An 18,992-nucleotide genomic window follows, 5' to 3' on the forward strand; every position below is an offset into this window, starting at 1 on the left:
TCGACGGGCGGGCTACGGGCCGGTGAACGCAGCTCTGCCCAGGGCTATCCGCTGAGTTATCCACAGGCCTGGAGGAAAATCCACAGAACCCCTGGGGATAAAGAACGACGATCTGTGGATAACCCGTCGGGCGTTGACGCCGGTACGACCATCCCACCACTCTTCGCAAGCCTGTTCGCCCCCTGCCTGACCTGCGCAAACACGGTCAGTGACAGGGGGCACAGCTGTTCCCCGACGTCATGCACAAGTTTCGCCACCCGCTGTGGACAACCGGGCACATCAGGTGAGCTGAGCTGTCCTGAGCAGCGACACCACCACGACGACGACCAGGACGAGCGCGCAGGTGCCGTACTGGACCAGGGCGCGGTGCTCGCGAGGGGCGTGGACCATGCCGTAGCCCGTGAAGACCCCGGCGACCAGGCCGCCGATGTGGGCCTGCCAGGAGATGCCGCCCCAGCCGAAGGTGATGACCAGGTTGATCACCAGCAGCGCGATGATCGGCCGCATGTCGTAGTTGAGTCGGCGCATCAGGACGGCGGTGGCACCGAAGAGACCGAAGATCGCCCCGGAGGCACCGAGCGTGGCGGTGGTCGGGGACGCCAGCAGGTAGGCGAGGGCGCTGCCCGCGAGCCCCGCCGTGAAGTAGACCGCCAGGTAGCGGGCGCGGCCGAGGGCGGCTTCCAGGGGGCCGCCGAGCCACCACAGGCTCAGCATGTTGAAGCCGATGTGCCAGATCTGCTCGTGCGTGAACATCGAGGTCACCATGCGGTACCACTCGCCGCCGGCGACGCCCTGCGTGGGTGTGTAGGGGGCCGGCGGCCAGGCGCCTAGGAGCACCAGGTCGTTCAGCAGCGAGGGCCGCACGTGCACGGCGATGAACACCGCGACGTTGATCCCGAGGAGGAGCTTGGTGACCAGCCGCGGGTCGGCCGTGACGCTGCCGCCCGCGATCGTCCGGGGACGGGCGGCGGCCGGCGGGTGCCCGGTGCCGGAGTCGCCGCGGGCGCATTCGGGGCACTGGAAGCCCACGGAGGCGTTGACCATGCACTCCGGGCAGATGGGCCGCTCGCAGCGGGTGCAGCGGATGCCGGTCTCGCGGTCGGGGTGGCGGTAGCAGCCGGGCAGGCTCCGCGCGTCCTGCGAGCTGCCTGCCGCGTGGTCCATGACATCCCCTAGGTCGTCGTACGGGTGCGGTGCGCACAAGCACCGCCCCGCCCATCTTTACGGATGAGCGGGGCGTTTGGTTCCTGCCGTGCGGGGATCGGACCCTTTCGGGATCAGCCCTCGCGGGTCTCGATGACGACCGACTCGATGACGACGTCGTTGACCGGTCGGTCGGTGCGCGGGTTGGTCTGCGCGGTGGCGATGGCGTCCACGACCTTCTGGCTGGCCGCGTCGGTGACCTCGCCGAAGATGGTGTGCTTGCGGTTCAGCCACGTCGTGGGGGCGACGGTGATGAAGAACTGCGAGCCGTTGGTGCCCGGACCCGCGTTGGCCATGGCCAGCAGGTAGGGCTTGTTGAAGGAGAGATCCGGGTGGAACTCGTCCTCGAACTGGTAGCCGGGACCGCCGGTGCCGTTGCCCAGCGGGTCACCGCCCTGGATCATGAAACCGCTGATCACCCGGTGGAAGACCGTGCCGTCGTAGAGCTTGTCCGTGGACTTGGCGCCGGTGGCGGGGTTGACCCACTCACGCTCGCCCTGGGCGAGCTCGACGAAGTTCCGGACCGTCTTGGGGGCGTGGTTCGGCAGGAGCCGGACTTCGATGTCGCCGTTGTTGGTCTTCAGGGTGGCGTAAAGCTGCTCAGCCACGATCTGCCTTCCGTTGTCTTTCCGTGACTCCCCGATCCTCGCACGGTACGCGCCCCACGTCGCCCGGCGCCCGCTTCTCCGCGCGGATCGTGGGTAACCGGTGCGGAAAACCGGTCGTGTACCCCCGGGTACCGAAGCGCTTGGCGGCGATCCGTGGCATTGTCGACGAGAAGCTCTCGTTGCCCCTTATTCATCCTCACATGACCCGGATGCCCGCCCTCTGATGCCTGGGTGTTCATTGCCAGGCATGATCCGTAAAAGGGTGGAAAGTCGAAATACCGTACGCCACCGAGGAGGAGGAACCCGTGACCCGCATCGACAGCGTGCGCGCCGCGACCGGTTCGGCGAAGGACAGCGTGCTGCACGCCGCGGAAGTGGTGGCGCCCTACGCCGACACGGCCAAGGACAGGGCCGCGCACTACGCACACGAGGCACGCGTACGGCTCGCGCCGAAGGTGTCCCTGGCGGCCGACCAGGCCCGCGTCCAGTACGACGCCCATGTCGCGCCGCGCCTGGAGCAGGCTCTGACGCTGGTGCCGCCGAAGGTCGACCAGGCCGCCCATGAGGCCGCCGTCCGTACCCGTAAGGCGGCCCAGCAGGCCGCCGACTACTCCCGGCCCAGGATCGAGCAGGCGGTCGCCGCGGCCGGGCCCGTCGCGGACGAGGCCGCCGCGCGCGGTGCGGCCGCGCTGGCCGCGCTGCGCGGCCAGGTCTCGGCGAAGGAGATCCAGAAGCTGGTCCGCAGGCAGCAGCGACGGGCCCGGGCCGGCCGGGCCGCGAAGGTGCTGCTGGTGGTCGGTGCCGTCGCGGGCGGCGCCTTCGCCGCCTGGAAGTGGTGGGACAAGCAGGCCAACCCGGACTGGCTGGTCGAGCCGCCCGCCGCGACCGAGGTGCCCGAGTCGGGTCGGCTGACGTCGGTGGACGGCAGCGCCCAGTCGGTGCTCGACCCCGAGGTCCAGGCCAAGGAAGCCGAGGAGGAGGCCGTCCAGCGCGACGAGGGCCGGTGACGTCTGGGCACCCAACTGCGCTGTGGGGCGGGAGACTTGACGGTCTCCCGCCCCATGGTCATGCCGACGGCACATGATGCCTTTTGCAACGGCCAGGACGTGTGGACCGTGCGCGGACTGTCTTTACGGAGCGCGTCCTGCCGGTTACGTGTTCGCTTTCGCGCCAGCTCAGACGTGGGCCGGCGGTCCGTCCGCGCCGATCTGCCGCCGTGCGGACCGTCCCGGGCGGTCTTTCTCGGCCTCGCCCCAGTCTCGTCTTTGCGCAAACTTTTGCAATGTTCTCGGGGCAGGGACGACGCGGTGACCCGCCTCACGGGCGGGTGTGTGACGGGGACCACCGTCGACGGGGCGACCGAAAGGCCTTTGGCGCCGCGGCGGCCCGGGCACCGGGGGATGCGGCCGGACAGTCGACGCGAGTGCCGACAACGCTGTCGGGCGGCCAGGTGGCGGACACCTGCCCACCCGAGGACGGCTCCGAGGCGTCCACCGGTGCTCCCGTGAGTGACGCCGCGGCTGGCGGAACGAGAAACCCCTCCGACCACGTTTGTCCAGGTCAGAGGGGTTCGGATGTGGAGCCTAGGGGAGTCGAACCCCTGACATCTGCCATGCAAAGACAGCGCTCTACCAACTGAGCTAAGGCCCCGGAATTGATGCGTCCGTCCGGAAGAACCGCGTACCGACGGGCGCCGGACACCAGAGTACCGGGTCCTACCGGGGATCTCGCAAAAAGATTGGGGGTCCCCGCAGGCGACCACGCTCCGTAAGATGCTCGGCGTGGTTCGCTACAGCGAACCACCGTACTTGGGGAAGCGATGGGGAGACGCAATGGACGCCGCACAGCAGGAAGCCACCGCAAGAGCGCGGGAACTGCAGCGGAACTGGTACGGGGAGCCACTGGGGGCGCTCTTCCGTAAGCTCATAGAAGATCTCGGCCTCAACCAGGCCCGTCTCGCGGGGGTTCTGGGCCTGTCCGCTCCGATGCTGTCGCAGCTGATGAGCGGTCAGCGGGCGAAGATCGGCAACCCGGCTGTCGTACAGCGGGTGCAGCTGCTGCAGGACCTGGCGGGGCAGGTCGCGGACGGCAGTGTCAGCGCGGCGGAGGCCACCGACCGCATGGAGGAGATCAAGAAGTCGCAGGGGGGCTCCGTGCTCAGCAACACCACGACCACGACCAGCAGTTCGGGCGCGCCGACCGTCAAGCGGGTGGTCCGCGAGATCCAGTCGCTGCTGCGGTCGGTGGCCGCCGCGGGCGACATCATCGAGGCCGCGGACACCCTCGCCCCGAGCCACCCGGAACTGGCAGAGTTCCTCCGGGTCTACGGCGCCGGCCGCACCTCCGACGCGGTCGCGCACTACCAGTCCCACCAGAGCTGAGCCGACGGCCCGGTTCGCCGAAGGGGGTTCGGCGAACCGGGCCACGGCAGAGGCCGAGGTGAGGTGCCGGGGGCACACGGGGTCGTATCGCTCATCACCGACCGAGGAACGGCGCGAGAAGGCGCGAGGGGGAGTCGTATCGCTCGTCGAGGGGGAAGCAAGGGGGGTAGCCGAAGGGGGAGGAGCGACGCACAGCCATGGGTGAGGTCTTCGCCGGCCGGTACGAACTGGTCGACCCGATCGGGCGCGGAGGGGTGGGTGCCGTCTGGCGTGCCTGGGACCACCGCCGCCGCCGGTACGTGGCCGCCAAGGTGCTCCAGCAGCGCGACGCGCACTCGCTGCTGCGCTTCGTGCGCGAACAGGCCCTGCGGATCGATCACCCGCATGTGCTCGCGCCCGCCAGCTGGGCCGCCGACGACGACAAGGTCCTGTTCACCATGGACCTGGTCGCCGGCGGCTCGCTGGCCCATCTGGTCGGCGACTACGGTCCCCTGCCCCCGGCATTCGTCTGCACGCTGCTCGACCAACTGCTGTCGGGGCTGGCCGCGGTGCACGCCGAGGACGTCGTGCACCGGGACATCAAGCCGGCCAACGTGCTGCTCGAGGCCACCGGTACCGGTCTGCCGCGCCTGAGGCTGTCCGACTTCGGCATCGCCATGCGGCTGGGTGAGCCGCGGCTGACGGAGACCAACCTCGTGGTGGGAACGCCCGGTTATCTCGCGCCCGAGCAGATGATGGGCGCGGAACCCGACTTCCCGGCGGACCTGTTCGCGGTGGGCCTGGTCGCGTTGTATCTGCTGGAGGGTGCCAAGCCGGACAGCAAGGCGCTCGTCCAGTACTTCGCCGAGCACGGGACGCCGAGCGCGCCCAAGGGCATTCCCGAGCCGCTGTGGCAGGTCGTGGCGACGCTGCTGCAGCCCGACCCGCTGGCGCGGTTCCGCACCGCCACGGGGGCCCGCAAGGCGCTCGCCGCGGCCCGGGAACTGCTGCCCGAGCCCGGCCCCGACGACGAGCTCATCGAGGTCTTCGACCAACTCGGTCCCTTGCCGCCGGGGTTCGCGGCCGACGGGCCCCTCAAACCGGCTCCGGGAGTCGATCCGGGGGCGGCCGCCTCCCCCGGCGACGGAGCGCCCGACGGCGTGTCCTCGGGCGACGTACCGCCGCCGAGCGGCGCGAGCACAGACGCCGTGTCCTCCGCGAGGGTCACGCCACCGGCCGACCCCCGCCAGGACACCGGCGCCCGATCCGAGCCGTCCGCCGCCCCGGCCCGGCCGACGAGCATGTCGGACACCGGCAGCTTCCACCTGCCGCCGCCCCAGGCCACGGTCTCCTCGCCACACATACAGGCCTCACAGGGCGCCCCGCACCACCCCGCCGAGGTCTCCCCCCACGACCCCACGCAGGTCCTGTCCTCCCCCCGTGCCGTGCCTCCCGCCGGGTACCAGCGCGGCGAAGCCTCTACTGCTTCGTACACCGCTCAGGACCGCCAGGTTCCATCTCCCGCACAGCACATCGCCCCCGAGGCGGCCCACGGCACCGCGCAGGGCACCGCACGGCGAGGCCACCGGGCCGCTCGCCGCCCCGGCGGCGGCCCGCCCGCCAAGGTGGCGCTCCCCCTCCTGTTCCTCGCCCTGGTCTGTTACGCCGTGGGCTTCTGGGCCCTGACCCGTATCTGAACCACCCAGCGCCTGCCGGGGACCTGACTCGTCCTCACCAACCCCGAACCCGCCGCCGCCCCGCCGCCGTCCACACGCCGAGCACCACCAAAACCACCGTGCCCGCGCCGATGCCGCCCGCGGCGACCACCTTCATGGCGGTTCCCCCTCCGGCCCCGCCCTCCGCGGCGGTCTGCCGGTCCTTGGCCGTGACGCCGAAGACGTCGTGCGGGACGGGCTGTCCGGCGTATCCGGGGCCGTCCTGCGCGGCGCCCGCGACCCGTACCCGCAGCGTCAGCCCGAACGGCCCCCGGCCGAAGTCGTCGGCCACCGCGGCGGAGAGATGGACCGCGATGTAGTACCAGCCGGCGAACCGCATGCCGTTGACGCGGTCGGTGGCCGCGTACCGGTTGGCGTAGGCGACGGCCGGCACGGGGGCCAGCTCGGCCGTCTTCTGGCTGCCGTCGTAGCCGATGCTCACGTCCTCGACGTCGGCGCGCACGGGGTTGTAGAGGGCCAGTTCCAGGGCACCGACCGTGTAGCCACCGGCTGTGACCGTGCCGTCGGAGCTGCCCAGTTCGGCCACGGCGGACGGCTGCTGGCCCCAGTCGACCGGGACCTTGTAGAAGAGCGTCTGGCCGGGCGAGATACCGGCACGCCAGACGCCCTGGTCGACGGAGGCCGCCCGGGCGAACCCGGCGCCCCCCTCACGGACCTTGGCCTCCCCGGTGAGCGGGGTGGGTGTGGCGGAGTCCCAGGTGCTGGGCGCGCTCGTCGGACCGCTCTTCGCGAGGCGGGGTTCGGTCATGGTGGTCAGTTCCAGGTCCCAGGCGCCGGAGGCGGAACCGGCCGCGTCGACGCGCTCGACGACCACGTAGTACGGGCCACCGCCCTCGCAGACGGGCGTTGGCGGCGACGTCGTCCGCGCGCCCCAGGCCGTGATGGGGTGCGGGCTGCCGGCGGCGCCGAAGATGGCGCTCTGGAAGGAGCAGGAACTGCCGTCGGCGTTCTGCACCGAGACGTGGATGCCGTCGGTGAGCGAGACCTTGCCGCCCGCGCGCGGCACGGCGGTGACGGAGACGTACGCGTTCGAGGACGCGTCGGGTTCGATGCGGTAGTAGAGCTTCGCGCCCTTGGAAAGGGAGCTGCGGTAGCTCCTGCCGGGCTCGAGGAGTCCGGCGTCGGTGGTTCCCTTCGCTCCCTTGATGGTTTCGGCGCCCGTCGCGAACCCGTAGGAGGTGGGAGCGGCCGGTCCCGCCGCGGCTGCCGGTGCCGCCGCCAACGCCGCCGACACGCTCAGCACCGCTCCGACGGCCGCCGTACGCGCGCGTGCCTCCCGCCGGACGCCCTCTGGTCTCGCGCGCCGCCACCCCGTACGCTGCCCCATCACGCGCCACCCCTCGTCGTTTCCCGGACCGTGGGACCGTCGCCCATCCTGCCCCGCGAGGTGGCGCGTCATCCGCGCAACGCAAAACCCCGACCGTGACACGGCCGGGGTTTGTTCAGAACCGGATGTCGGTGCTCACGAACCCGTGGGCACGGAGTCAGTCGCCTCCGTCCACAGATCCTGCTCGGCGCGATCCGCCTGGATCTGGCGGTACACGAGGAGCCCGCCGATGGCGGCCAGTGCGACCAGGAGAAGCTTCTTCACCGCGCGACCTCGTCTTTCCTTGACGTAGGGGACCTCTGGCGCCCGACTATACACACCGGCCGATACCGATCGGTGACCTGTGCCGGGCCCCCAACTCCCCACTCGGATACCGCAGTAGAACCGGAGTTCACCACTCCAGCCTGAGGGTGATCACATCCCCACGGACGGTGACTTCGACCCTCTTCGGGGATTCTCCTCCACTTTTCAGGCTGTTTGCACCCATCCGAGTGGTGTTCATCTGAACATCGACGGGCCAGGGGCGTCGGTCCACCACTTCGCGAGCCTCATACACATCATGAGGAAAGTACGCAAATCGCCCAACCCGAAAGTGAGGGGCCATGGCCCAGAACAAGGTCATGAAGCTGTGGACCGCCATCGTCACCGCCTTCCTCGCGCTGCTCGCGGCATTCGGACTCGTCGCCACGACCGCCACCCCGGCCGTAGCGCAGACCGAGGCGACCGGCAACCGCGAGAACGCGGGCGCGCACCACGTGACGATGCCGACACCGTCCCGGTACTGGTCCTGGTCCCACGCCCGGGCCCTGCCCCCCACGATGAAGCAGCGCATCCACGCCGAGGCCCACGGCAAGTCCCCCAGCTGCCGCCACCGCCCCCTCGCCGACGCGGACGTCGCCGGCGAGACCGACCTGGCGACGGTCCTGCACGACCCCGCCGCCGCGACCGTCGGGCACGGGGACGCCTCCCCTCTCCAACTCTGAGCCACGGCCCCGTTCCGCACCCCGACGTACCTGACGTAACGGCGAACTTGCGTACACAACCGCCTGCGCGGAAGACCCCCGGCCGCATCCGGCCGAGGGTCTTCACGTCGTGCCGCGGCGTTCGCCGACACCGTCATCGACACCGTTTCGCGCCCCGTAGCCTGGGCGCATGCCCCAGGCGCACGAAGTGAGCGCGGACTCCCCGCACGCCACCGCGAGCCGGCGCATCGTCGTCGTCTCCGCCGTCCACGGCCCCTCGGCCCGGTTCTTAGGTGAGGCGTACAGGTCTCTGTGCGCGCAGGAGCTCCCGGAGGGCTGGGAGTGGCACTGGGTGATCCAGGAGGACGGCAGGACGGACGACGTCCGCCCGCACGTGCCCGACGACACGCGCGTGACCTTCCGACAGGGGCGGCCCGGCGGTCCCGGTGTCGCCCGGACCATCGCCATGGCCGATGCCGACTGCGCGTACGTGAAGGTGCTGGACGCCGACGACCAGCTCACGGCGGGTGCGCTGGCCCGCGACCTTGCGTCGCTCGAGGCCGACCCGTCGCTCGGCTGGGCGACGTCCCGCGCCCTGGACCTGCTCCCGGACGGCTCGACGGTCGGCTTCCCCGGTGATCCCGCCGAGGGGCCCGTCGAACGCGGCGAGTTAATCGACTTCTGGCGGTCCAACGACTTCCGCGCCCCGGTCCACCCCGCAACGCTCTTCGTCCGTCGCGAGCTGCTGCTGGCACTCGGCGGCTGGATGGCCCTGCCCGCGTCCGAGGACACGGGACTGCTGCTGGCGCTGAACAGTGTGAGCCGAGGCTGGTTCTCCCGGGAGGTGGGGCTGCTCTACCGGAAGTGGGGTGGGCAGGTGACCGGGCAGGCGGCGCACGTGGACGCGTCCGAGCGGGCGGCCCGCATGGCGGTCGTGGAAGCGAGGGCGCTCGCGCTCGCCTCTCTGCCCTGGGCTTACCCCGGGGTCTGACTGGCCGACCCGCACCGCCCGGGGACGGGCCCCGAGGCCTGACACGCCAGGAGGACCGGCTCGCTCGACCGGACCTTCCGGTAGGCCCGGACTCGCCGACCAGACCTGCCAGGAGCCTTGCCTCACCTGGCCGGACCTGCACGACGGCCAGCAGGCTCGCCCACCTGCGCGGAGTCCGGCACGCGCGGTAGCGCCCGCAGGGCAGCCCGCCCCGCCCGACCGAACCCGCACGGCGGTCCACTCCGCCCGGCCGCACCCGCAGGGCTGTTGCCCCCCACCGAACTTCCAGGGCGGCTGCCCCGCCCCCTCGGACCGCACGGCGGTCTACTCCGCCCCACCGCGCCCCCAGGACAGCAGCCCCGCCCGACCGAACCCGCACGCCGATCTGCCCCGCTTTGTCGGCACCAGCCCTGCCGCCTGGCGCGCCCGGCGGCACCCACAGGGGTTCTGCCTCGCCGGCCGCACCCGCAGGGTGGCTGCCCTGCCTGCGGAACGATCCGCAGTCCCACCGGCGCCCGCGCCTATCCTCCCGTCGGCCCGGCGTCCTGGGTGCCCTCCGCGCGGCCCGCCGAGCCCAGCCACTGGGCGAGCCTGCGCACGGTCGTCTCGTCGAGCCGTTCGACGAGGGCCTCGACGGCAGCCCAGTCGTCCGGTGCGAGGTCGTACAGGCCCGCCTTGCCCAGGCCGGCCATGAGGACCTGCTGTCGACGGTCGTTCATGCGCTCCGTGAGCCTGCTCGGCTCCTCGGGGCTGCCAGAGGGCGCTCGGGGCGCCGTCGTCATGGTCGCCGCCGCGGTGGAGACGTCGTAGCGCTGCCAGGCGCCGTCCTTCGGCCCCCAGAGGCTGACCGCCAGATCGTCGCCACGCGCGCGTACCGTGTGCGCCATCTCGCCGAGCGCGTACTGCACGGGCGAGCGGTGGGGGGATTCCGCACACACCTGCCAGGAGGCCGAGGAGGGCCGGTAGTACAGCGCGACCCAGCGCAAAGCCCCGGACGGCTGTGGACTCTCGGGACGTGTCGCCACTGGAATCACCCCTTCGGAGACTGCACTGCAGGGCGACCATAACTGACGACCCGTCAGATAACCAGATCGGACTTCTCCGAGCATCACCGTCCTGTTCTCTTCGCGTCCCTGCCCCTTCACATCTGTTCTCTTCACGGTGGACGTGACACCCTGCCCGCGCTCGCGACAAGGAGGCGGAGATGAGCGGACTGGAAGCGCAGACGTTGCGTGACATCCACGGCACACGGGCGAGGAGCGCTTACGAGCGTGCCGTGGCCGCGTGCCGCCATGTCGGGCTTGACGATTCCGACGCCGAACCCGTCCCCAGGAGCCCCGGCGGACGGGCCGCCCACGCCCTCCAACTGTCCGCCCGCTCGATCGACGCACTCGCCGGCGGCGTTCCCGACCCCGCGGCGGACGCCCGCTGTGCGCGTAACGCCGCCGCCACGGCCGCGTTGGCGGCTCAGGTGGCACAGGCGCAGGACGGTGACGACTCGCTCGCCGCACTACAGGCCGCACTCGCCGCGTCCCGTGCCTCCGCGATCGCGGCCGGTGGAGTGGCGGCGGGGCGGGACGCATCCCTCAATGCCGCTGCCGACGAAGCCGAAGAGCTCGCCGTGGCCGCCGCGCGCGAAGCGGGCTGGATGTAGGGCGACTGCCGCCGGTGGCGTTGTTTCACGTGAAACATCGGCCGCATCCACGGATCCCGCGTCGTTCGGCGCCGGTCCCTCCCCTCGTGGGGACCGGCGCCGAACGCACGGATCTCTCGAACTCGGCCGACGAAGACCGCGTCGCTGTCCCGCACCCCCGACGGAAGTCGGCCGAGATCTTATGGCGACACGAACTGTCTCCCCGAACGCCGAGCCGATGGCCTGCGTGGACGAAGCGTGACGGGTTCGCTACTACGTCAGGATCCTGCCATTCCAGATCGGCGCCGAGGAGATTCCCGTCCCGTTCCGGATCCTTAAATCGCAGGTCAGCCGTATAAAGTGAGTTTTCCGGTCCGGATGGTCAAGCGCGCGGGAGGTAGGGGTGGAGGCCTTGAGTTCTGACTCAGGGGCACGCACAGCCTTCGCGGAGCGGCTCGCGCTGCTGTACAAGGAGGCCGGAAACCCTCCCCTCGCACGGGTGGCGGAGGCGGTCGTCCAGCTGCAACGAGTGGACGAACGGGGACGGCCCGTACGGGTCTCCGCGCAGCGGATCAGTGACTGGCGACGGGCCAAGAACGTCCCGGCCCAGTTCCCCGCGCTCGCGGCGGTGCTGCACATCCTGATCCCCCAGGCCCGGCGCGCCCGCCCCACCCCGGTGTCCGCCGGCCTGTACGACATGACTCAATGGCAGCGCCTGTGGGAGCGCGCCGTGGCCGATCCGGCCGGCGAACGGCCCGCCACGGCGGCAGTCATGGAGGAAGGCTCACAAGTCGAGCCGCCCGCCGTCGCCGTGGTGTGTCCGTACCGGGGCCTGGCTTCCTACCGCGAGCAGGACGCCCGCTGGTTCTTCGGCCGGGAACGGAGCACGGACGCTCTGGTCGACCAGCTCCGCTCCGTGGAACGGACGGGCGGTCTGGTCATGCTGGTCGGGGCTTCCGGCGCCGGCAAGTCGTCCCTGTTGAACGCCGGCCTGGTGCCCACCCTGCAGAACGGGGTGCTGAGCGACGAGGGCATCGGCACCAAGGCCGTCGTACAGCTCGTGCCGGGAGCCGATCCGCTGGGGGAGCTGAACGGGCGGATACCCGAGCTGGCGGACGTCCTGTCCGCTGCGGAGCCGGGTACCGAGGAGTTCGCCAGGGCCGTACGGGAGGCCGTCACCGTCTGGGCCCGCCGGGAGACAGGTGCCGACGGCCGCCCGGTCGTCATCGTCGACCAGTTCGAAGAGGCCTTCACCCTCTGCCCGGACGAGGGCGACCGGCACACCTTCATCCAGGCCCTGCACGCGGCGTCGACGCCCGAGAGCCCCGGCGCCCCCGCTCCCGTCCTCACCGTCCTCGGTATCCGCGCCGACTTCTACGAGCAGTGCCTCTCCCACCCCGAGCTGGCCGACGCGCTGCAGCACCGGCACATGGTGCTCGGCCCGCTGACCACCGCCGAGTTGCGTGAGGCGGTGACGGGTCCGGCCAAGGCCGTGGGTCTGGAGCTGGAACCGGGACTCGCGGAGCTGATCATCCGCGAGGTGAGTGCAGACGGGCCACGCGGTGCCCATGACGCCGGGGTGCTGCCCCTGCTGTCGCACGCCCTGCTCGCCACCTGGCAGCGACGCAAGGCGGGACGGCTGACGCTGGCCGGCTACCGGGCGGCGGGCGGCATCCAGGGCGCCGTGGCGGCGACCGCCGAGCGTGCCTGGTCCGGCCTCGACCCGGCGGCACGGGCAGCCGCCCGACTCCTCCTGCTGCGGCTGGTGCGGGTGGGCGAGGACACCCACGCCACCCGCCGACGCGGAACGCGACGCCAGCTGGCGCAGGAGTCGACCGACCCGGGCAAGACGGAGGAGTCGCTGGAGGCACTGGTCCGCGCCCGGCTGGTGACGCTGGACGCCGACACCGTGGAGATCACCCACGAGGCGCTACTGCACGCCTGGCCACGACTGCGCGACTGGATCGACGAGGACCGGGGCGGCAACCTCCTGCGCCAGCAGCTGGAGGAGGACGGCCGGGCCTGGGAGGCCTCCGCCCGGGACTCCTCACTGCTGTACCGGGGCTCCCGCCTTGAGCAGGCCCGCAGCTGGGCCAGGTCGGCGGGCGACACCTTCCTGACCCGGAGCGCGGTGGAGTTCCTCGCCGCCTCGGTGCGGCTGCGCAAGCGCACCCTGCTGATCAGCCGTGCCGCTGTCTCGGCCCTGGTGGTGCTCGCCGTCGTGGCGGTCGGCTCCGCCGTCGTCGCCCGGCAGCAGCGGGACGACGCCGTGTTCCAGCAGGTGCTCGCCGAGGCCGACCGTGTCCAGTCCACGGACCCCTCGCTGTCCGCCCAGCTCGACCTGGTGGCCCACCGGCTCCGCGGGAACGACGAGGGCACGAGCAACCGCCTCATCTCGATCGTCAACGCGCCGTTGGCCACACCGCTGCTCGGCCACACCGGCGCCGTCTACCTCACCACGTTCAGCCCGAACGGACGGCTGCTGGCCACCGCCAGCTACGACCGGACCGTACGGCTGTGGGACGTCAGCGACCGGGCGCGCCCCAAGCAGCTGGGCAAGCCGTTGACCGGACACACGAGCTGGGTGAGCAGCGCGGTCTTCAGCCCGGACGGGCGCACGCTGGCCAGCGCCGGGGACGACGGCACCGTACGGCTGTGGGACGTCACCGACCCGCGTCACGCGCGGTCGCTGGGCGAGCCCCTGACCGGTCACGACGGCACGATCTTCCTGGCCGCCTTCAGCCCCGACGGGCACACGCTGGCCACCGCCGACGAGGATCACACCGTACGGCTGTGGGACCTCAGCGACCCGCACCACCCGGCGCCGCTCACGGCCCTGAGGGGCCACACCGACTCCGTGCGCTCGATCGCGTTCAGCCCCGACGGGCGGACGTTGGCGTCCGGGGGCGACGACGACACGGTGCGGTTGTGGAACGTCGGCAACCCGCGGCAGCCACGCTCTCTCGGCGAGCCGATGACCGGCCACACCAAGACAGTGCACTCCGTCGCGTTCAGCCCCGACGGCAGGACCCTGGCCAGCGGCAGTTCGGACGACACCGTGCGGCTGTGGAACGTCGCCGACCGCGAGCACCCGAGCTCCCTCGGCGAGCCCCTGATCGGCCACACCGGCCCTGTGTGGTCGGTGGCCTTCAGCCCGGACGGGTCCCTGGTCGCGGCCGGCAGCGCGGACAGCACGGCGAGCCTGTGGAACGTCAGCAACCCGGCGTACCCCTCGCAGGTCGGCGAGCCGCTGGCGGGCAGCAGCGGCGAGATGTACGCGGTCGGTTTCAGCCCCGACGGCCGCACCCTGGCCACCGGCAGCGGCGACAGCAAGGTGCGGCTGTGGTCGATACCGACCTCCGACATGACCGGCCGGATCGGGGCGTTCAGCCCGGACGGCAGGGTCCTCGCCACCTCGGCGGACGACGCCATGATCCGGCTGTGGAACGTGACCGACCCGGCGCGGCCCGTGGCACTGGGCAGGCCCTTCACCACCAAGGACCACTCCCCGCGCTCGATGGTGTTCTCTCCCGACGGCCACACCCTCGTCGTCCTGACGGGAACGACGAACTCGGTCCAGCTGTGGAACATCACGGACCCCGCCCACCCCGCCGCCTACGGGCCGCCCATCCCGTTGCTCACCCGGTACGCGGGCGCCGACGCACTGGCCCTCAGCCCCGACGGGCGCACGCTGGCCGTCGACTACGACGACCGCACGATCCAGCTCCTGGACCTCACCGACCCGGCCCGTCCCCACCGCCTCGGGCAGCCGCTCACCGGCCACACCGGCTACGTCAACGCCCTCGCCTACAGCCCGGACGGCAGGACCCTGGCATCCGGCAGCGCCGACGGCACCGTACGCCTGTGGAACGTCACCGACCCCCGGCGGCCACGCCTTCTCGGCGCACCGCTCACCGGACACCTGGGCCCCGTCAACACGCTCGCCTACAGCCCGGAGGGCAAGACCCTGGCGTCCGGCAGCGACGACGACACGGTCCGCCTGTGGAACGTCACCGACCCCTCCGCGGCGAAAGGCCTGGGCTCCCCGCTCACCGGCCACACCGAGGCGGTCGTGTCGCTGACGTTCAGCCGGGACGGCCGCACCCTGGCCAGCGGCGGCAACGACAACACGGTGCGCCTGTGGAACGTGGGCGACCCGTCCCGGGCCACCCCCATCGGCCAGTCGATGAGCCCCAACGCCAAGACGGGCAACTTCCTCTCCTTCAGCCCCAGAAGTCATCTGCTGGGCGTCTCCAGCGGCGCCGACACGGTGCGGTTGTGGAACCTCGACGTCGACGCGGCCGTCCGCCACATCTGCTCCACCACCCAAGGGGTCCTGACACCGGAGAAGTGGCACGAGTACCTGCCCCGGCTCTCCTACGATCCCCCGTGCGCGAGCGACTGATCGCGGAATCCGGTGATCCGGATCACAACTCTCGGTTCGCCCCGAACAGTTGGCTCCCACTCGACAACCGACCTTGTTACCCTTGGCCATAGCCCGACCGCTGGTGCATCCCCCGTCGCCAGCGGTCGGGCCTTTTCGTCCCGCACGCCGGTTGGGGTCAAAAGGCGATGCAAAAGGCCCCCGGACCTGAGGACCGGGGGCCTTTTCGCTGGTGGGGCTAACAGGATTTGAACCTGTGGCCTCATCCTTATCAGGGATGCGCTCTAACCAACTGAGCTATAGCCCCGCCGCGCTCTGCGGTGTGTGTCCCGCGCGCTGACTCCTGAAGATTAGCGCACGACGTGGGCAGTCCCAAAATCGATAGTCGGACGGTGCTTACTCGTCCTCGGCCAGCGTCAGCTCGACGCCTCCGACGAAGCCGGCGGAGAGGTTGTAGATGAACGCGCCGAGGGTCGCGAGCGCCGTCGCGAGGACCACGTCGATGACCGCGATGATCGACGTGAACATCAGGACGTGCGGCAGCGACAGGAAGGACTGCAGGTCGAAGCCGTTCGACTCGTTGGAGCCGGTCGCCTCCGAGATGGTTCCGCCGACCGACGAGAAGACGCCCATCGCGTCCATGACCATCCACAGCACGGCCGACGCGACGATCGTGCAGATGCCGAGCGCGATGGAGAGCAGGAAGCTCACCTTCATCACCGACCACGGATCGGCCTTCGCCACGCGCAGCCGGGCCTTGCGGATGCGTGGGGTGGTGCGCACCCCGGTCCGGGGCCGGCGCACGCCGCCCGGCGAGGCCTGGGGGCCTGTCTGGGCGGGGTTCTGGTAGGCCTGCGGCGGGTGGTAGGGCCCGGCGGGCTGCTGCGGCTGCCGCTCGCCGGGGAGCGGGGAGGCCGACTGCTGCGGTGGCGTCGGCGGGGCCTGCGCCCCGGCCGGCGGCTGTGTCTGCGAGCCCCGGGTGTCCGTCACAGTTCCCCCCTGTGATTCACGCGCCTCGGAGGAAGGCGGGGCGGTCGGCTCCGCCTCCACCTTGCGCAGTTGAGTCGTGTGCGGATCTGTCGCACGCGCGGCGGAGCCACGGCCGCCGCCGTCCGTTTCCGTACCCGTGGGGGTACCGGCCGATCCGGCGCCCGTGGCTCCGCTCACGATGACTCTCTCCTCGTGCTACTCGGCCGAGGGCGCCTCACCCTCGTCCGTGCCGGTGGTCCCGGCACCCTCGGCGGTCTCGTCCACGGCCACGTCGCCGTCGACTTCCTCCGCCTCGCGTCCCGCCTCGGCGTTCCGTGCGATACCGACCACGGCATCGCGCTTGCCCAGGTTGATCAGTTGGACGCCCATGGTGTCACGGCCCGTCTCCCTGACCTCGTTGACTCGCGTACGAATCACACCGCCCGACAGTGTGATGGCGAGGATCTCATCGGTCTCCTCGACCACCAGCGCGCCGACGAGCGAGCCGCGGTCCTCGACGATCTTGGCGGCCTTGATACCAAGGCCGCCGCGACCCTGGACGCGGTACTCGTCGACGGCGGTCCGCTTCGCGTACCCACCGTCTGTGGCAGTGAACACGAACGTACCGGGTCGAACAACATTCATCGAGAGCAGTTGGTCTCCCTCACGGAAACTCATGCCCTTGACACCCGAGGTGGCCCGGCCCATGGGCCGCAGTGCGTCGTCCGTGGCCGTGAACCTGATCGACTGTGCCTTCTTGCTGATCAGAAGCAGATCGTCCTCAGCCGAGACGAGCTCGGCTCCGATCAGTTCGTCGTCGGAACCGTCCTCGGTCTCCCGGAGGTTGATCGCGATGACACCACCGGAACGCGGCGAATCGTAATCCTTCAGAGGCGTCTTCTTGACCAGACCGCCCTTGGTGGCCAGCACCAGGTAGGGCGCCGCCTCGTAGTCGCGGATAGCGAGGATCTCGGCGATCGCCTCGTCCGGCTGGAAGGCGAGCAGGTTCGCGACGTGCTGGCCGCGCGCGTCACGGCCGGCGTCGGGAAGCTCGTACGCCTTCGCCCGGTAGACCCGGCCCTTGTTGGTGAAGAACAGCAGCCAGTGGTGCGTGGTGGAGACGAAGAAGTGGTCGACGATGTCGTCTTCCTTCAGCTTCGTGCCGCGCACGCCCTTGCCGCCGCGCTTCTGGGCCCGGTAGTCGTCCGTCTTGGTCCGCTTGACGTAGCCGCTGCGGGAGACGGTGACGACGATGTCCTCCTCGGCGATGAGGTCCTCGATGGACATGTCACCGTCGTAGGGCACCAGCATGGTCTTGCGGTCGTCGCCGAACTTCTCGACGATCGCGGCGAGTTCCTCGCTGACGATGCCGCGCTGGCGGACCGGCGAGGCCAGGATCTCGTTGTACTCGTTGATCTTCGCCTGGAGTTCGTCGTGCTCCTGGACGATCTTCTGCCGCTCCAGGGCCGCGAGGCGGCGCAGCTGCATCTCGAGGATGGCGTTCGCCTGGATGTCGTCGATCTCCAGGAGGTCCATCAGGCCCGTGCGCGCGATCTCGACGGTCTCACTGCGCCGGATCAGCGCGATGACCTCGTCGATCGCGTCCAGCGCCTTGAGCAGACCGCGCAGGATGTGCGCCCGCTCCTCGGCCTTGCGCAGCCTGAAGCGCGTACGGCGGACGATGACCTCGATCTGGTGCGCCACCCAGTGCCGGATGAACGCGTCCAGCGACAGCGTGCGCGGCACCCCGTCGACCAGCGCCAGCATGTTGGCGCCGAAGTTCGTCTGCAGATCCGTGTGCTTGTACAGGTTGTTCAGGACGACCTTGGCGACCGCGTCCCGCTTGAGCACGATGACCAGCCGCTGACCGGTGCGCGAGGACGTCTCGTCACGGACGTCGGCGATGCCGCCGATCTTGCCGTCCTTCACCAGGTCGGCGATCTTCTGCGCGAGGTTGTCCGGGTTGGTCTGGTACGGCAGCTCCGTGACCACCAGGCACTGGCGGTTCTGGATCTCCTCGACCTCGACGACCGCGCGCATGGTGATCGAGCCGCGGCCGGTGCGGTAGGCCTCCTCGATGCCCTTGCGGCCGACGACGAGCGCCCCGGTCGGGAAGTCGGGGCCCTTGATCCGCTCGATCAGCGCGTCCAGCAGCTCCTCGTGCGAGGCCTCCGGATTCTCCAGATACCACTGGGCGCCGGCCGCGACCTCGCGCAGGTTGTGCGGCGGGATGTTGGTCGCCATGCCGACCGCGATACCCGCGGAGCCGTTGATCAGCAGGTTCGGGAAGCGGGCGGGCAGGACGGTCGGCTCCTGGGAGCGGCCGTCGTAGTTGTCCATGAAGTCGACGGTTTCCTCGTCGATGTCACGGACCATCTCCATCGACAGCGGCGCCATCTTGCACTCGGTGTAGCGCATGGCCGCCGCCGGGTCGTTGCCCGGAGAGCCGAAGTTGCCGTTGGAGTCCACCAGCGGCATCCGCATCGACCACGGCTGCGCGAGGCGGACCAGCGCGTCGTAGATCGAGGAGTCGCCGTGCGGGTGGTAGCTGCCCATGACGTCGCCGACGACACGGGCGCACTTGTAGAAACCGCGCTCGGGGCGGTAGCCGCCGTCGTACATGGCGTACAGCACGCGGCGATGGACGGGCTTGAGACCGTCCCGGACGTCGGGCAGCGCACGGGACACGATGACGGACATCGCGTAGTCCAGGTACGAGCGCTGCATCTCCGTCTCGAGCCCGACGGGCTCGATGCGCATCGCGATGTCGCCGCCCTCTTCAGGGGTGACGGGAGTGTTCTCGTCGGCCATTGCTGGTG

At 70.7% G+C, this 18,992-nt stretch carries 14 protein-coding genes and 2 tRNA genes; 7 read left to right on the top strand and 9 right to left on the bottom strand.

The genetic code is table 11. The features are described from left to right. Positions 1-279: 279 nt before the first annotated feature. Entirely contained in the window at positions 280-1,164 is an 885-nt protein-coding gene (locus ACIRVK_RS20890; RefSeq protein WP_404249097.1) for a rhomboid family intramembrane serine protease, read from the bottom strand. A gap of 113 nt (positions 1,165-1,277) precedes the next feature. Beyond that, positions 1,278-1,811, bottom strand: coding sequence for a peptidylprolyl isomerase (locus ACIRVK_RS20895; RefSeq protein WP_404249098.1), 534 nt, complete (start codon positions 1,809-1,811; stop codon positions 1,278-1,280). Between the two features lie 305 nt (positions 1,812-2,116). Between ACIRVK_RS20895 and ACIRVK_RS20900 the strand changes: the two genes are divergently transcribed. Further along, positions 2,117-2,818, top strand: a complete 702-nt coding sequence (locus tag ACIRVK_RS20900) for a DUF5324 family protein (protein ID WP_404249100.1) — start codon at positions 2,117-2,119, stop codon at positions 2,816-2,818. A gap of 570 nt (positions 2,819-3,388) precedes the next feature. Here the strand turns inward: ACIRVK_RS20900 and ACIRVK_RS20905 are convergent. Then, positions 3,389-3,461, bottom strand: a tRNA-Ala gene (locus tag ACIRVK_RS20905). A gap of 182 nt (positions 3,462-3,643) precedes the next feature. Between ACIRVK_RS20905 and ACIRVK_RS20910 the strand changes: the two genes are divergently transcribed. Both ACIRVK_RS20910 and ACIRVK_RS20915 read left to right on the top strand, forming a co-directional pair. Continuing rightward, positions 3,644-4,192 carry a helix-turn-helix domain-containing protein gene (locus ACIRVK_RS20910; protein ID WP_404249102.1) on the top strand — a complete coding sequence of 183 codons (549 nt, stop codon included), beginning with the start codon at positions 3,644-3,646 and terminating at the stop codon, positions 4,190-4,192. Positions 4,193-4,389: 197 nt separating this feature from the next. Beyond that, complete coding sequence (locus tag ACIRVK_RS20915; RefSeq protein WP_404249104.1) at positions 4,390-5,868, top strand: protein kinase; 1,479 nt, start codon at positions 4,390-4,392, stop codon at positions 5,866-5,868. A gap of 34 nt (positions 5,869-5,902) precedes the next feature. Here the strand turns inward: ACIRVK_RS20915 and ACIRVK_RS20920 are convergent, their stop codons facing one another. Then, the gene (locus ACIRVK_RS20920) at positions 5,903-7,234 is read right to left on the bottom strand and encodes a hypothetical protein (RefSeq protein ID WP_404249106.1); all 1,332 of its coding nucleotides are present in this window, start codon (positions 7,232-7,234) and stop codon (positions 5,903-5,905) included. A 135-nt stretch (positions 7,235-7,369) separates the two neighbouring features. Further along, complete coding sequence (locus ACIRVK_RS20925) at positions 7,370-7,498, bottom strand: DLW-39 family protein (RefSeq protein WP_003999697.1); 129 nt, start codon at positions 7,496-7,498, stop codon at positions 7,370-7,372. A 338-nt stretch (positions 7,499-7,836) separates the two neighbouring features. Between ACIRVK_RS20925 and ACIRVK_RS20930 the strand changes: the two genes are divergently transcribed. Beyond that, positions 7,837-8,217 carry a DUF6344 domain-containing protein gene (locus ACIRVK_RS20930; RefSeq protein ID WP_404249108.1) on the top strand — a complete coding sequence of 127 codons (381 nt, stop codon included), beginning with the start codon at positions 7,837-7,839 and terminating at the stop codon, positions 8,215-8,217. Between the two features lie 169 nt (positions 8,218-8,386). Next, complete coding sequence (locus ACIRVK_RS20935) at positions 8,387-9,187, top strand: glycosyltransferase family 2 protein (RefSeq protein ID WP_404249110.1); 801 nt, start codon at positions 8,387-8,389, stop codon at positions 9,185-9,187. 521 nt (positions 9,188-9,708) lie between these two features. Here ACIRVK_RS20935 and ACIRVK_RS20940 read toward each other — a convergent pair. Continuing rightward, positions 9,709-10,212, bottom strand: a complete 504-nt coding sequence (locus ACIRVK_RS20940; RefSeq protein ID WP_404249112.1) for a hypothetical protein — start codon at positions 10,210-10,212, stop codon at positions 9,709-9,711. Positions 10,213-10,391: 179 nt separating this feature from the next. Here ACIRVK_RS20940 and ACIRVK_RS20945 point away from each other — a divergent pair, with 179 nt between their 5' ends. Together ACIRVK_RS20945 and ACIRVK_RS20950 are read left to right on the top strand one after the other, a co-directional pair. Further along, on the top strand, positions 10,392-10,841 hold the full coding sequence (locus tag ACIRVK_RS20945) for a hypothetical protein (protein WP_404249114.1): 450 nt from the start codon (positions 10,392-10,394) through the stop codon (positions 10,839-10,841). 382 nt (positions 10,842-11,223) lie between these two features. Further along, complete coding sequence (locus ACIRVK_RS20950; RefSeq protein ID WP_404249116.1) at positions 11,224-15,225, top strand: hypothetical protein; 4,002 nt, start codon at positions 11,224-11,226, stop codon at positions 15,223-15,225. Between the two features lie 209 nt (positions 15,226-15,434). Here ACIRVK_RS20950 and ACIRVK_RS20955 read toward each other — a convergent pair. From ACIRVK_RS20955 to gyrA, 3 genes are all read right to left on the bottom strand, one after another. Further along, a tRNA-Ile gene (locus tag ACIRVK_RS20955) sits at positions 15,435-15,511 on the bottom strand. Positions 15,512-15,600: 89 nt separating this feature from the next. Further along, a complete protein-coding gene (locus ACIRVK_RS20960; protein ID WP_404249118.1) occupies positions 15,601-16,371 on the bottom strand; it encodes a DUF3566 domain-containing protein in 771 nt (256 codons plus the stop codon). Positions 16,372-16,389: 18 nt separating this feature from the next. Beyond that, positions 16,390-18,984, bottom strand: a complete 2,595-nt coding sequence (gyrA, locus tag ACIRVK_RS20965) for a DNA gyrase subunit A (protein WP_404249120.1) — start codon at positions 18,982-18,984, stop codon at positions 16,390-16,392. Between the last annotated feature and the right edge of the window lie 8 nt (positions 18,985-18,992).

Source organism: Streptomyces sp. NPDC101152, from assembly GCF_044768275.1.
In the GTDB taxonomy this organism is placed as follows: domain Bacteria; phylum Actinomycetota; class Actinomycetes; order Streptomycetales; family Streptomycetaceae; genus Streptomyces.

Coding starts and splice junctions, on each gene's coding strand:
- ACIRVK_RS20945 (WP_404249114.1), top strand. CDS start 10,392: ATGAGCGGACTGGAAGCGCAGACGTTGCGTGACATCCACGGCACACGG.
- ACIRVK_RS20920 (WP_404249106.1), bottom strand. CDS start 7,234: ATGGGGCAGCGTACGGGGTGGCGGCGCGCGAGACCAGAGGGCGTCCGG.
- ACIRVK_RS20930 (WP_404249108.1), top strand. CDS start 7,837: ATGGCCCAGAACAAGGTCATGAAGCTGTGGACCGCCATCGTCACCGCC.
- gyrA (WP_404249120.1), bottom strand. CDS start 18,984: ATGGCCGACGAGAACACTCCCGTCACCCCTGAAGAGGGCGGCGACATC.
- ACIRVK_RS20890 (WP_404249097.1), bottom strand. CDS start 1,164: ATGGACCACGCGGCAGGCAGCTCGCAGGACGCGCGGAGCCTGCCCGGC.
- ACIRVK_RS20935 (WP_404249110.1), top strand. CDS start 8,387: ATGCCCCAGGCGCACGAAGTGAGCGCGGACTCCCCGCACGCCACCGCG.
- ACIRVK_RS20910 (WP_404249102.1), top strand. CDS start 3,644: ATGGACGCCGCACAGCAGGAAGCCACCGCAAGAGCGCGGGAACTGCAG.
- ACIRVK_RS20915 (WP_404249104.1), top strand. CDS start 4,390: ATGGGTGAGGTCTTCGCCGGCCGGTACGAACTGGTCGACCCGATCGGG.